11 protein-coding genes are annotated in these 14,729 nt (G+C 34.4%); all 11 read left to right on the plus strand.

Annotated features, from left to right (window positions below; translation table 11 throughout):
- The first annotated feature begins 145 nt into the window (after nt 1-145).
- The 11 genes from THEWI_RS01960 (at nt 146) to THEWI_RS02010 (ending at nt 14,710) form a co-directional block, all read left to right on the plus strand.
- Entirely contained in the window at nt 146-3,826 is a 3,681-nt protein-coding gene (locus THEWI_RS01960; RefSeq protein WP_014062241.1) for a 5'-nucleotidase C-terminal domain-containing protein, read from the plus strand.
- A gap of 137 nt (nt 3,827-3,963) precedes the next feature.
- Complete coding sequence (dusB, locus tag THEWI_RS01965; protein ID WP_014062242.1) at nt 3,964-4,929, plus strand: tRNA dihydrouridine synthase DusB; 966 nt, start codon at nt 3,964-3,966, stop codon at nt 4,927-4,929.
- A gap of 273 nt (nt 4,930-5,202) precedes the next feature.
- Nucleotides 5,203-5,964 (plus strand): TSUP family transporter, encoded by a 762-nt coding sequence (locus THEWI_RS01970; protein WP_003869880.1) that lies wholly within the window; start codon nt 5,203-5,205, stop codon nt 5,962-5,964.
- A gap of 38 nt (nt 5,965-6,002) precedes the next feature.
- Nucleotides 6,003-6,773, plus strand: coding sequence for a hypothetical protein (locus tag THEWI_RS01975; protein ID WP_014062243.1), 771 nt, complete (start codon nt 6,003-6,005; stop codon nt 6,771-6,773).
- Between the two features lie 478 nt (nt 6,774-7,251).
- The gene (locus tag THEWI_RS01980; RefSeq protein WP_014062244.1) at nt 7,252-8,337 is read left to right on the plus strand and encodes a LacI family DNA-binding transcriptional regulator; all 1,086 of its coding nucleotides are present in this window, start codon (nt 7,252-7,254) and stop codon (nt 8,335-8,337) included.
- A gap of 19 nt (nt 8,338-8,356) precedes the next feature.
- Complete coding sequence (locus THEWI_RS01985; protein ID WP_014062245.1) at nt 8,357-8,959, plus strand: substrate-binding domain-containing protein; 603 nt, start codon at nt 8,357-8,359, stop codon at nt 8,957-8,959.
- A gap of 250 nt (nt 8,960-9,209) precedes the next feature.
- Complete coding sequence (locus tag THEWI_RS01990) at nt 9,210-10,967, plus strand: ABC transporter substrate-binding protein (RefSeq protein ID WP_014062246.1); 1,758 nt, start codon at nt 9,210-9,212, stop codon at nt 10,965-10,967.
- Nucleotides 10,968-10,984: 17 nt separating this feature from the next.
- Nucleotides 10,985-11,977: an ABC transporter permease gene (locus tag THEWI_RS01995; RefSeq protein WP_014062247.1), complete on the plus strand. Its 993-nt coding sequence runs from the start codon at nt 10,985-10,987 to the stop codon at nt 11,975-11,977.
- Nucleotides 11,974-12,816: an ABC transporter permease gene (locus THEWI_RS02000; protein ID WP_014062248.1), complete on the plus strand. Its 843-nt coding sequence runs from the start codon at nt 11,974-11,976 to the stop codon at nt 12,814-12,816. Before THEWI_RS01995 ends, THEWI_RS02000 begins: the two co-directional genes overlap by 4 nt.
- 5 nt (nt 12,817-12,821) lie before the next feature.
- The gene (locus THEWI_RS02005) at nt 12,822-13,775 is read left to right on the plus strand and encodes an ABC transporter ATP-binding protein (RefSeq protein ID WP_014062249.1); all 954 of its coding nucleotides are present in this window, start codon (nt 12,822-12,824) and stop codon (nt 13,773-13,775) included.
- Complete coding sequence (locus THEWI_RS02010) at nt 13,772-14,710, plus strand: ABC transporter ATP-binding protein (protein WP_004399777.1); 939 nt, start codon at nt 13,772-13,774, stop codon at nt 14,708-14,710. Before THEWI_RS02005 ends, THEWI_RS02010 begins: the two co-directional genes overlap by 4 nt.
- Nucleotides 14,711-14,729 lie beyond the last annotated feature (19 nt).

The raw sequence follows: 14,729 nt of genomic DNA on the forward strand, positions 1-14,729 counted from the left end.
AAAATTAATAATAGTTTAACTTCTATTTAACACTCCGCTGGTATACTTAAAATGTCTAAAATTTTTCCTGTAATTTTTATGGAGGTGGTTGTTGAAAATCTATTTGTTTTCTAAGAACAAAAATCCTAGTAAAAGGAGGATGTAAATGTTTAGGTCAAGGTCAAGGATACTTGCAATATTTGTTGCAGCAATAATGGTATTTAGTATGTTTTTCTCTGCGGTACCGCAGATAGTCTTTGCTGCAACGTCAAAAACATTTGACTTTATAGAAGTCACCGATTTTCACGGTTATTTACAAAACGATGGTAAATTAAGTGATGGGACAATTTATAAGCAGCAAATAGCAGGTGTTTTGGCAAAACAAATTAAAGACATAAAAGCTCAAAATCCTGACAGAACTGTAATTTTATCTGGCGGAGATATGTTCCAAGGAACGCCGCTTTCCAACGTCTTAAAAGGACAGCCAGTTATTGACATGATGAAAAACATTGGCTTTGACGCAATAACTCTTGGGAATCACGAATATGACTGGGGTATTAATTCAGTAATTGATACGCAAAATGCTACACTTAAAGATTCAGCAATTCCCGTTCTTGCAGCAAATGTGTATGATAAAACAACTGGGAAGCCTGTGAGTTATGTAAAGCCCTATGTAATTATTGAAAGAGATGGAGTAAAAATCGGCATAATTGGCATCGTAGACAATAAAGAATTCCCAAATATAATAATGCCTGCATATATACAAAATGTTGAATTTAAAGATCCTGTTCCAATTGTAAATGACTTAGCGCAGCAGTTAAGACAACAAGGTGTGCAAATTGTTGTTGTACTGGCACATATGGGTGCATATCAAGATAAGTCAGGTAATGCAACAGGCAATCTTATAGACTTTGCAAAACAAGTTAAAGGTGTAGATGCTATATTTGGTGGACATACACATTCAATTGTCACTACAAGAGTAAATGGAATTCCTGTAGGGGTTGCTTACTATTATGGCAGAGGATTCATCGATTTAAAGATAACATTAAATGATGATGGCACAGTTACAACAGGCGATATGCAATACATTGATATTACAGGTTTGTATTCTACACAAAATCCTGTAGTGGATCCTGAAGTACAAGCCATTGTCGATAAAGCTGTTCAAGATGTAGGACCAATATTTAACGAAGTGATAGGTCAAGCTGCAATAGATTTGACAAGGACTCAAAGTGCTGAGCCTTATGGAGATTCTCTCTTAGGCAATTGGGCAGCACAAGTGACAAAGGATGCAGTTGGAGCAGATTTTGGATTTGCCAATAATGGTGGGCTTAGGATAGATATTCCAAAAGGCGATATAACTGTTGGAATGATGTATCAATTGATGCCTTTTGACAACACAATAGTTACAATGAAAATGACAGGGGCGCAAGTAAAAACTATACTTGAACAGGCTGTACAAGATGGTGGCAAGGGTATACAGGTTGCGGGACTTACTTTCAAGTATGATCCATCTAAGCCTTCAATGCAAAGAGTATTTGATATGAGAAAGTCCGACGGAACGCCAATACTCATGGATAAAACTTATCTTGTTGCGACAAACAACTTTATGGGCACTGGCGGAGATGGCTTTAAAGGTTTTACAGACCCTGATGTTGCAAAAACTTATGTTGATACATATAAGCTTGTAAGAGATGCATTCATAGATGCAGTTAAAGCCCAAAAGACAGTTACTTCGAAAATAGATAATAGAATTGTACCAGCTAAAATGAGCGATGCGACAATAACAGTAGTTGCTACGTCAGATATACATGGCAATATATACCCATGGGACTACAATACTGCAAAATCAGCTAACCAAGGTCTTGCAAAGGTATCTACTTATGTAAAACAGGTAAGAGCGCAATATCCTTATGTGGTATTAGTAGACAATGGAGACACAATACAAGGAACACCACTTTCTTACTATTATGACAAGATAGATACCACTACAGAATATCCATTAGCAAAAGTAATGGGAGCAATGAAATATGACACCTGGACATTGGGCAACCATGAATACAATTATGGGCTTGACGTTTTAAACAGGATTATAAATGATATGAGAAATGAAGGCATACATGTACTTTCAGCAAATACTTACAAAGGTGACGGAACAAACTTTGTTGACCCTTACTATATTAAGACATTTGATACGCCACAAGGACCTGTAAAAGTAGGTATATTAGGCCTTACGACTAAAACTATACCATCATGGGAAGACAAAGACCACTATGCAGGATTACACTTCAATGACCTTGTAGAGGAAGCAAATAAGTGGGTACCCAAATTAAGAGAAGCAGGAGCAGATATAATAATTGCTACAATTCACTCTGGTGAAGAATCACCGACAGATGTAATACCTGAAAATCAAGTTAAAGCCGTTGCAACTCAAGTAAATGGTATTGATGCAATAGTTGCAGGACATACACATGCTATTATATCACAGCACACATATAAGAACCCGGCAGGCGAAACAGTTATAGTGACAGAACCAGGTAAATGGGGACAATATGTATCACAGATAAACTTTAATATAAGCAAAAATGCTGATGGAAAATGGGTAATAGATAGCAAATGGAGTGCAACTATAAAAATGGATGATTCTGTACAAGCAGATTCAGATATTTTAAACCTTGCACAACCATATCAAGATGCAACACTTAAATATATAGGAACAAAAATCGGTGTTGCAACAGGTGACTTCTTAGGTACTGAACAGACAGTAAAAGAGACAGCTATAATGGACCTCATCAATAAAGTTCAAAAATATTATGCAAAAACTGATCTATCAATTGCTGCACCACTTAGCAGTTCAGCAAAGATATTGAAAGGCGATATAACAATTCAAGACATTATGGGTGTATATGTATATGAAAATTACTTGTATGGAATAAAGATGACTGGGAAACAGTTAAAAGACTGGTTGGAATGGTCAGCAAGGTATTACAAACAAGTCTCCTCGCCAAATGATCCTATAACAAAAGATCCTACTTTGAATATACCTGATTACAATCTTGATCAATTGTACGGTGCAAGCTATGTAATAGATTTAACACAACCAGCAGGACATAGGATTAAAAACCTTAAAGTAAATGGTAAACTTGTCAAAGACGATGATGTATTCACAGTAGCAATAAATAACTACAGGTTCAATGGTGGCGGCGGATTTATGCAAGCTGCTGGAATAACAAATCCAGAAATTGTATTTGATTCCGCAAAAGCTTATGGCGACGACGGACAGGTAAGGAATTTGATGATCAGATATATTCAAGAGCATGGTACAATTACACCAACCGTCGAGAATTACTGGTATGTATCAACTACTCCTGTGGCAGAAGAAGCACCATCACCAGTAACACAACCAACACCTGCTACAACTCCACAACCACAACCTGCACCACAACCTGTATACAACTATGGCATTGTAACTGCATCAGCGCTTAATGTGAGGGCAGGTGCAAGCACTTCAAGCAAAATTATAGGAGTACTTCCTGCCGGAAAAGTTGTGACATTGCTTGAAGAAGTCAACGGATGGTACAAGATTGACTACAATGGCAAGACAGGATACATCTATGGTAAATACGTTGCTGCAACGCCCAATCCGTCAAATGTAACTGTTTTGAAAGCTGTAAAAGTCACTGCTAAGAGCGGGTTAAATGTAAGAGTAGGGAATTCTATAAATGCAAAGAAGATAGGAGCAGTACCATATGGTACAGAACTAAAAGTAGTTGGAGAATATAATGGATGGTATCAGATACAGTATAATGGCGGATTTGGATATGTATACGCAAAATATACAAAATAAATGTAAAAAGAGAAAAGCTGTGGGAAACCGCAGCTTTTCTCTTTTGCAAAAACTGTTGGGGAGAAGAAAATATGTGATAAAATATATAGGTAAGTGGATTATATAGAGGAGATTTACAGCGAAAGGATGAAATAAGGTTGAAAATAGGCGATGTAGTTTTAAAAAATAACGTATTTTTATCTCCTATGGCAGGGGTTACAGATAAGCCTTTTAGATTGATTTGCCAAGAAATGGGTTGTGGCCTTGCATACACAGAAATGGTTAGTGCCAAAGGCCTTTATTATGGCAGTGAAAATACAAAAGTGTTGACAGATATTGATGAGGAAGAGAAGGTGGCTCTTCAAATATTTGGTTCTGATCCAGATATTATGGGGGAGATAGCAAGAAGGCTAAATGATAGCAAAGCTTTAATTCTCGATATAAACATGGGATGTCCTACCCCTAAAATAGTTAAAAATGGTGATGGAGCGGCACTTATGCTGAAACCAGAATTAGCAGAAAAAGTAATGGAATCTGTTGTGAAAGCATCAAATAAACCTGTGACAGTTAAAATAAGAAAAGGGTGGGATGATAATCACGTAAATGCTGTGGAAATAGCACAAATTGCTGAAAAGGTTGGCGTTAAAGCAGTAGCAGTACATGGAAGGACGAGAGAACAATTTTATTCTGGAAAAGCTGACTGGAGTATAATAAAAAAAGTTAAAGAAAGTGTAAAAATACCTGTTATGGGCAATGGCGATGTATTTACACCAGAAGATGCAAAAAGAATGTTGGAGGAAACGGGATGCGATGCAATTTTAATAGGACGAGGGGCGCAGGGTAATCCCTGGATATTTAAAAGAACTGTACATTTTTTAAATACCGGAGAATTACTTCCCGAGCCGACAATACAAGAAAAAATAGAAGTGATTATCAGGCATTTGGAAATGATGATAGAATACAAAGGTGAACGTACAGGTATTCTTGAAATGAGAAAACATATTGCTTGGTATTTAAAGGGATTATATGGCAGCGCCAAACTCAGGGAAGCAGTATTTAAAATGGAAAAATATGAGCAAATAAAAGAGTTTTTATTAAATATAGCAAAGACCTATGCAGATTGAAGACGAACTTTTTATTGTATTAAAAGTCTCCTGCTTATATCCTTAAGTGCATTTTAAGTATCTAAGTATGCCTAAAGCTTGTTTTGAGCAGAGGGGCACACTAAGATACTTCGAAATGCACTTTGCGCAAAAAAGAGGAAGCTTATTAAAAAACTTGTCTACAGCCTGAGTCCTGCAGCGATTTTAGCAGGACTTTTAAAAGATAAGTGACAAAATGTAAAAGAGATGCTATTATAAATTGAGGAGTATTTTATTTACATTGAGGTGGTAACGTTGTCAATTGAATATATTGTAGCACTTTGCGGTATAGGATTTGCAGCTGCTTTTATTGATTCTATAGCGGGTGGAGGCGGTATAATAAGCCTTCCAGGGCTTTTAGTACTTGGAGTACCTCCAGCTTTTGCGCTTGGAACTAACAAATTTGCTGCTTCTTGTGCTTCTTTTACTAGTTCTTTAACTTTTATAAAGTATAGAGTGTATGATGGAGATTTGTTAAAATACTTGGTATTTGGGACTTTATTAGGTGCAATTCTTGGAGTCAAAACTGTACTTTTGTTAGATAGCTCGCAATTAAGGATAATTATAATTATTCTAATGATGTTTGTTGCAATATATACCTTGTTTGTTAAAAATATAGGCAATGAAAACAAATTTGAAGGCGTTAATAAAAAGACTATTGCAATAGGCCTTATAATTTCTATAATTCTTGGCTTTTATGATGGCTTTTTTGGACCGGGAACAGGTTCATTTTACATTTTTTTATTCTTAACACTTTTGAATTATGATTTTAAAATAAGTGCAGGAAATGGGAAAATACTGAATTTTGTAAGCAATATAACTTCACTAATTATGTTTGCGTTACATGGTAAGATATTGTATTCTATTGCAATTCCCATGGCGTTAGCAATGATACTGGGGGCAAGATTGGGGACAAAGCTGGCTATAAAAAATGGAGCTCGGCTTATAAGGCCTATATTGATTTCTGTCACTTTGTTGTATGCAGTGAAAATGATTTTTGATATAACAAATCATTAAAGTAAGACATGCACAAATAAAAGGGATTAACCACATATATGTATCATGGAGATGATGCATATATGTGGGAGGAAAATAGAACAAAAAAATATAAAGGAATTGACATTATAGAATTCTATCAAAAAGAGGCAATTAAAAGGAAAAACACAATACCCAAAAAAACTTTTTATAATAGATTTTTGAAAATTGGAGACCACATAATGATATCAAAACCCTATGAGGAAAAGTTTGAAGAGAAAAGATATAAAATCAGCCTTTATGAACTGTTAAAAAACGTATATTATGAAGAAGTATTTGGGATAAACATTTCTTCCAAAAGAAAAAAAGAAGTCTATCGCAACAATATCTCTTTTGAAAATTTTACTATAGGCGATATTGTTTTAGCCACAAGCCCGGGATTTCACATACAAGGTGCTATTAGACATGCTGCTATATTCGATAGCAGAAGATATCATGGGAGCGTTGATGATGAATGCTTACTCACTGCAGAACCAAATAAAGGAGTAATATACGAGTCTATTCGATTTTATCATGAAAACTTTGGAGAAGCATGGGGACTTTATGTGCCCAATACCACTTTACAACAAAGAATTGCAGTTGTCGATGAAATAGCAAAACATATAGGAGAGAGATATTATTGGAGTGCTCATAAAAGCAACTCAAAAGTTTGGTATTGTTCATTGGTTCCTTGGAGAGGATATTATAAAATTACAGGTATTGATATTGACTATAATGACGGATATTGGGTTTTACCTATTGACATTTTTATGAGTGAATATACTGAAGTTTTTGAGTATTCAAGGGGATAGTATGTACTATCCCTCAGTTTGTTGACAAAGTTAAAAAATTTTCAAAGGAGATATTTTGCATCGTCGCTCCGATGTTCCAAAGCGACAAAACTAAAGCTCGACCTTCAGGCTGTTGTAAGATGTCTGATAATTTGAAAACAAAAAGAAAATCAAAAGTCATATTGACTTTTGTAAATGTTATATTATATAATAATTCCGTAAACACGTGTTTATAAGATTGTGTTATAAAGATTCTTAATAACATATTGCTTTTAAAAATAATAGCATAATATAGTGTTAAAAAATATAGCACTTCTTTGCATGGTAAGATTTAAAAAAAGTACAGGCGGAATACCGAGATATGACTTGAAAAATAGAGAACAGAATAAAATAATTTTTTGTAGCAGGTGAGGGCTTCTTTTGTTGAAATATAAGGAAATTTGTATTATAATTAGAGAAACACGAATTTATAATTATCTCTTAATAAGGAGTAAGGTGCATGAATAGCAAGGATATTGCAAGGATTGCAGGTGTTTCACGTAGTACAGTTTCAAGAGTAATAAATAATTATCCGAATGTTCCGCCTGAGACTAAAGAAAAGGTCTTAAAAGTTATCAGGGAATATAATTATGTTCCTCACGCCTCAGCAAGGATGCTTAGAGGAAAAAGTTCAAAAACTATTGGATTGGTGATAGTTGATTTAAAGAAAAATAGTGATATTCATAAGGTGTATGATAATGTTTACTTTGGGCCTTTTACGACGGCGGTTATTGATTTTGCGAATCAATTAGGCTATAACGTGCTTGTGATAACTGTTTACAAAACAAGAGATTATAAGAAAATAAGAGAAGTCTTTTATAACAAGACTATAAATGGGGCAATCTTTATTGGAGTAAAAAATGATGATCCAGATATAAAAAATTTAATTGAGGCTGGATTGAAGACTGCCGTAATTGATCAGGAAATTAAGGAAGATGAAGATGACGCTTTTAACAAAAGCATTATAGTGAACATGGATAATGTAAATGGTGCGTATGAAGCGACAAAATATCTAATCAATTTAGGGCATACGGAAATTGCTCATATAACAGGTGATATGGAAAAACTTTCTGGATTTGCAAGATTAGAAGGATATAAAAAAGCATTGAAAGAAGCAGGAATTCCATTTAAAAATAATTTAATTGTAAAAGGAGATTTTGTTGAAGAAAGCGGTTATAAAGCTGCATATAAATTATTTAAAAAAGCAAAACCGACTGCAATTTTTGCATCAAACGATCAAATGGCTATAGGAGCTATGCATGCTTTAGAAGAGATGGGATTTAAAGTACCTGAAGATGTTTCTATAATCGGATTTGATGATATTACAATATCTCGTTATTTAAAACCTGCTTTAACAACAATGAGTGCATCTTTATTGCAAATGGCGGAATTGGCGGTAGAAAATTTGATTAAGTCTATTGAAGAAGAAATAGCTATTACAGCTAAATTTGTTGTTCCTGTAAAACTTGTAGAAAGAGAATCCTGTAAAAGAATTGAAATGCAAAGAGAAAAAATAAATGATAAATATGCACTAACTATGAAATAAAGGCGTTACGCCTTTATTTATGAATATTTGTGAACACGTGTTAAGTAACAATAAGAAAAATGACTATATCAATTCGGCGAATGAAAAGGGGGTTTATGATGCAATAAATTACTTAATTCAAAATGGGCATAAAAAAATAGGATTTATTGGTAATAACGAATGGTCATATAGTTTTAAAAAACGTTATCAAGCGTATATTATGTATATGGAAGAATTTAAGATACAAATCGACGAAAAATTTGTGTGGCTTGATATAAATTTGAAAGGACCAAACTTTTTAGAAGACATGGATTATTTTAAAAAGAAAATAGATGTAAATGATACTGATTTTCCAACCGCTTGGATATGTGCCAATGATAAAATTGCATTGGCATTTATGAGGTCTTTGTCTGAATTAAATATAAAAGTTCCTGAAGATGTTTCTGTAATTGGCTTTGATAATATCGATATCAGTACAATTTCTTATCCTGCTTTAACTACTATAAATGTCCCTAAGCAACAATTAGGTGTAAAAGCTATTCAACAGTTACTGTATCGCCTAGAAAGTCCAACTAAAATATATGAAGATATCAAGTTAAGTACAAATTTAGTTATTCGAAATTCAGTAAAAAGTATTACCTAAAATTAAATCAACATCTTTGAAAACTTTTACTTCACAACAAAAGAGGTGGAGTGTCTTTTAGATAAAATATAATTATCAATAATAAACACGTTTTTATAAAATTACTAAAAATAAACTTGATAAATGCGTAAAACAAAAGGCTTTTGGCCTTTTGTTTTAAAAATTTTAAAGAAAGGGGGAATAATTTGCAAGGGATAAAATAAAATTTCTAAACATAAGTAAATATCAAACTAAGAAGGGGGATTAAAAAGTGAAAAAGCTTTTAAGTCTATTATTAGTAGTGCTGCTAATAATGGGTGCATTGGCAGGCTGTGGACAAAGTAATCAACAAGCAAGTGATAATTCCAACCAGCAAAGTAAAAATACCCAGCAAGTTGCGCAGGAGACAACTTATCCTAGAAATGAAACAGTATATTTCGGTGGGGGATTATGGAGCCCGCCCAGCAACTGGAATCCACTAACCCCATGGAATGCTGTAACAGGTACAGTTGGATTAATCTATGAAACATTATTCAACTATGACCCGATTAAAAACGAATTCATACCATGGTTAGCAGAGAAAGGCGAATGGACCTCTGATAATACTTATCAGATTATCTTAAGGGACGGGCTCACATGGCAAGATGGGCAAGCACTAACCTCTGATGATGTAAAATTTACCTTTGAATTAGCAAAACAAAACCCTGAAATTTATTATAGCCCAATGTGGCAATGGTTGCAATCTATAGATACTCCAGATAATAAGACTATAATATTTAAATTTTCTACTCCCAATTATCACGAATGGACCTATAATTTATATCAAATACCTATTATACCAAAACATATTTGGGCAAACAAATCGAAAGATGATTTATTAAATGGTGCAAATGATAAAGCGATAGGGTCAGGACCATATTTATTTGATACTTACAGCAACGATCGTATGGTATATAAGAGAAATGACAACTGGTGGGGCATAAAAGCATTGAATATGACACCAGCGCCTAAGAGAATAGTTTATTTAATGGTACCAAGTAACAACGTTGCTTTAGGAATGTTAATGAAAGGGGAGCTAGATCTTAGTAACTTTTTCTTACCAGGTATTCCGACTCTAAAAGCCAATTATGGTATAACAACTTTTTATGATAATCCGCCTTATATGATCCCAGATAATACTGTGTTTATGTTTATAAATACTACCAAAACACCATTAAATAATGTTGAATTAAGAAGAGCAATGGCATATGCAATCAATCCTAAGGTAATAGCAGAAAAAGTATATGAAAATCAGGTAGAGCCAGCAAATCCATTAGGATTTGTGCCAGCTAAATCTTGGCAAGAGTATTATGATCAAAATGTAGTAGATAAATATGGATATACCTATAATCCAGAAAAAGCGAAATCTATTTTGGACGCAGCAGGATTTAAATTAGGAAGTGATGGAGTAAGGACAACACCCGATGGGAAAAAATTTAAGTTAGAGATTAGTGTGCCATATGGTTGGACAGATTGGATGGAAGCAGCCAAAATTGTTGCGGATCAATTAAAGGCAGTAGGTATTGATGCGGAAGCTAAATTCCCAGATTACAGCAAATATTATGAGGATTTAACGAAGGGAACATTTGACTTATCATTTAATAACTTTGGAAGCCAAGTAACATCAACGCCATGGACTCTCTATAATTGGTTGTTTAATAAAGTTCAAGAAAACGGTCCACAGAACAATGGAAACTTTGGACGATTTGACGTACCAGGTTTACAAGACTTAATAGCAAAATTTAATCAAACAAAATTAGGAAGTCCAGAAGCCAAACAAGCAGCTGCACAACTGGAAGAGACTTTCTTAAAGAATATGCCAGCTATCCCACTTTGGTACAATGGACTTTGGTTCCAAGCATCTAATGCAGCATGGGAGAATTGGCCTACAGAACATGACCCATATGCGTATCCAGTTACTTGGGGCGGCAGATGGCAGACAGGTGGTACAATGATGTTGATGAAGATAAAACCGAAAGCTTCGCAATAATAAATGGGGGTATATAAATGTTAAAGTATTTGATAAAGAAAATGTACATTTATTTGTTAACATTCTTTTTTGCAGTAAGTATTGACTGGTTAATCCCCAGGTTCATGCCTGGGGACCCCATTCTTGTATTAGTATCAAGATTTTCGGGGCTACCAGAATCTGCAAAAGTAATGTATGGATACCTAACTAAAGCATTTGGTTTAGATTTACCTTTGTGGAAGCAATACATTAACTTTTGGTTAGCGGTATTTAAAGGTGATTTAGGGATTAGTGTGTATATGTATCCTAAGCCTGTTTTAGATGTTATAGCTCAAGCTATACCATATACATTAATAGTTTTATTGCCATCAATTTTATTAAGTTGGATAGTAGGCAATACTTTTGGAGCAGCAGCGGCAAGGCATAAAAGTTTGGATTCTAAAATGTTACCGATTTTTTATATCCTTACATCTATACCATATATGTGGTTAGGAATATTATTAGCATGGGCATTAGGTGTTGTTTTTGGAATTTTTCCTATAGCAGGAGCTTATAGTTTTAGCATGAGACCTAATTGGTCTTGGCAGTTTGTTACTGATTTTTTAAGACATTGGATATTGCCTTTCCTATCATTGTTTATTGTGCAGATTGGTGGATGGGCAATAGGTATGAGAAATTTAATTATATATGAACTTGATGCTAACTATTCTAGATATTTGGAAGCTTTAGGTGCATCGGAAGGGCTTATTAGAAAATATGCTTTTAGAAATGCTATACTTCCTCAGATTACAGGTTTAGCCCTTCAATTAGGTACAATTGTAGCAGGATCTATAGCTACAGAGGTGGTTTTTTCCTATCCAGGGGTAGGTTATTTATTATTGCAGGGAATTTTGAATCAAGATTATTTTTTAGTACAAGGTACTTTCTTGTTTATAATCATAGGTGTATTGCTTGCTAATTTTATAGTAGATATACTATACATGGTATTTGATCCGAGAATTAGGCTGGGTTATGGAGGAGAAAACTCATGAAAGAATTTACACATTTTGCGCTTAGTAATACCAAATTTAAGATAGGTATAGGCATATTATTGTTTTTCATAGTACTTGCTATAATAGGACCATATATTACTCCATATAAAGATCCACTAGAGTATGTAAGTATGAGTAATCTTCCACCGAATAGAGAAAATTGGTTAGGGACGACCACATTTGGTCAGGATGTTTTTACTCAGTTTGTGTATGGTTTAAGGTCTTCTCTCTTTATAGGATTAATTGGTGGAGGAATTGCTACAATAGTGGGCCTTTTTATAGGATTTATTGCAGGGTACAAAGGTGGTTTAGTAGATGACCTTTTAATGATGTTGACCAATATTTTAATAGTTATACCTACATTAGCTTTACTTATCATTATAGCTGCGTATTTGCCATATAGGGGGATAGGTATACAGAGCATAATTATAGGTTTGACTGCATGGCCGTGGACGGCAAGGGCTGTGAGAGCTCAGACTCTTTCTTTAAAGTCAAGAGAATTTGTAAATTTGGCTAAAATAACAGCTCTTAGGCCTTTAAAGATAGTTTTTGAGGAAATTGCGCCAAACATGATGTCATATGTAGTAATGGTATTTATTCTCCAGTTTGCCGGAGCAATACTGGCAGCAGTAGGATTGGATTTTATAGGGCTTGGACCAACAAGAGGCATTTCGTTGGGCTTGATGATGCAGTATTCAGTTTTGTGGAATGCTATTCAATTGGGTATATGGTGGTGGTTTATTCCTCCAGGGTTGGCAATCACAATGATAGTTAGTTCTTTATATTTACTCAATATAGGGCTTGACGAAATATTCAATCCAAGGTTGAGAGAGGAGTGAACAACTTGATACAAATAGAAAAATTAAAGATTTATTACAGGACGTTGCATGGAGATGCTAAAGCATTAGATGATGTAAGCTTTACAATAAATGATAAGGAAATTGTAGGTATAGCCGGAGAATCGGGATGTGGAAAGTCAACCTTGGGAAATTCACTCATACTTTTAAAACCACCAATGAAATATGTAGGTGGAGAAGTAAAGATTAATGGAGATAGATTGCCAATAGACAATACAAAAGAAATGAGAAAGTATCGTTACAAGACAGTTTCACTTATTCCTCAGTATGCTATGGATGCTCTAAATCCAACCCGTAAAATAGGGGGAATAATAAAAGATTTAATAGGACAGCACAGAATAAAATATGAAGAAATAGAAGGAAGGCTTTATGAACGCTTAAACATGGTAAAACTTTCAAAAGAAGTTTTAAATATGTATCCTTTTGAGCTATCGGGAGGGATGAAGCAAAGGGTAGTTTTGGTAATATCTACTTTGCTAAATCCAGACCTTTTGATAGCAGATGAAGTCACGTCAGCACTTGATGTATCCTCTCAAAAAGCAGTATCCCTTATGTTTAAAGATTTTAGAGATAAAGGTATAGTTAATTCAATAATATTTATAACTCATGATATAGCAGTATTGTACCAGATAGCTGATAAGATAGTAATTATGTACGCCGGAAAAGTGGCTGAAATTGGTAATACAGAGGAAATAATTATGGAGCCTTTACATCCATATACAAAATCTTTGATTAAATCGTTGCCCAATGCAGGTATAAGACACACCAAAGAAAAATTAGAAGGCATACCCGGTCATCCGCCAAATTTAATTAATCCCCCTGAAGGATGCCGGTTTAAAGATAGATGTCCCATTGCAGATGAAAGTTGTGTAGAGGAGCCGCCACTTCAAGAAATTAAAGAAGGCCGCTTTGTGGCTTGTTGGAAGGTGAAAGACTTATGATCAAAGCCAAAAATCTTACAAAGATTTTCAATTCGGGGTTTTTATTTAGCAAAAATACAATAACAGCAGTAGATGATGTAAACTTTGAAATAGGCAAAGGAGAGATTTTAGCTTTAGTAGGTGAAAGTGGCAGTGGAAAGTCTACAATAGGTAAAATGATGTTAAAATTGCTAAAACCAAGTGGTGGCCAAATTTTACTTGAGGATAAGGATATTTGGAACTTATCAAACAATAAAGAGTTTTACTCACGAGTACAAGGAATTTTTCAAGACCCTTTTTCCTCTTTTAATCCAATATTTAAAGTAAATAGAGTATTTAAATTAGTAAGACAATCCTTTAAAAAAGAAGTGCCTGCATCAGAATGGAATGACAGAGTAGAAAATGTATTAAAGAAAGTGGGACTGAACGCTGGAGATGTGTTAAACAAGTATATCCACCAATTGAGTGGAGGACAGCTTCAAAGATTATTAATAGCAAGAGCTTTACTTATGGATGTAGAGGTATTAGTAGCAGACGAAATTACCAGTATGTTGGATGCTTCAACTCGTGTAGATGTTTTAGAAGCATTGCTTAGTTTAAAAGAAATAGGAGCTGCTATAATGTTTATTACCCATGACCTTTCACAGGCGTATTATATAAGCGATAAGATAGTGGTTTTATATAGAGGGTCAATTGTAGAGATGGGCTCAATAGAAAAAGTATTTTCTAATCCCAGACATCCTTATACACAGATGCTATTAGACTCAATACCACAATTAGATAGAAAATGGGAAACTGACAGAATTGATATTGAAGATTCGGACAAAAAGCAGGCTATATGGAAAGAGGGACTATGTAAGTATATAGATAGATGCCCTATAGCAGATACAAGTTGCTTTAAACCTACACTTAAATTAGTAGAGGAAGACCATTATGTTGCATGTGTAAAACTTTGATTAAAAATAGAAATTAAAT

Origin of the sequence: Thermoanaerobacter wiegelii Rt8.B1 (genome assembly GCF_000147695.2) — a bacterium.
Classification (GTDB): domain Bacteria; phylum Bacillota; class Thermoanaerobacteria; order Thermoanaerobacterales; family Thermoanaerobacteraceae; genus Thermoanaerobacter; species Thermoanaerobacter ethanolicus.

Excerpts from the sequence above, each read along its gene's own strand:
- THEWI_RS01960 (WP_014062241.1), top strand. The coding sequence starts at position 146 with ATGTTTAGGTCAAGGTCAAGGATACTTGCAATATTTGTTGCAGCAATA.
- THEWI_RS01975 (WP_014062243.1), top strand. The coding sequence starts at position 6,003 with ATGTATCATGGAGATGATGCATATATGTGGGAGGAAAATAGAACAAAA.
- THEWI_RS01980 (WP_014062244.1), top strand. The coding sequence starts at position 7,252 with ATGAATAGCAAGGATATTGCAAGGATTGCAGGTGTTTCACGTAGTACA.
- THEWI_RS01985 (WP_014062245.1), top strand. The coding sequence starts at position 8,357 with ATGAATATTTGTGAACACGTGTTAAGTAACAATAAGAAAAATGACTAT.
- THEWI_RS01995 (WP_014062247.1), top strand. The coding sequence starts at position 10,985 with ATGTTAAAGTATTTGATAAAGAAAATGTACATTTATTTGTTAACATTC.
- THEWI_RS02000 (WP_014062248.1), top strand. The coding sequence starts at position 11,974 with ATGAAAGAATTTACACATTTTGCGCTTAGTAATACCAAATTTAAGATA.
- THEWI_RS02010 (WP_004399777.1), top strand. The coding sequence starts at position 13,772 with ATGATCAAAGCCAAAAATCTTACAAAGATTTTCAATTCGGGGTTTTTA.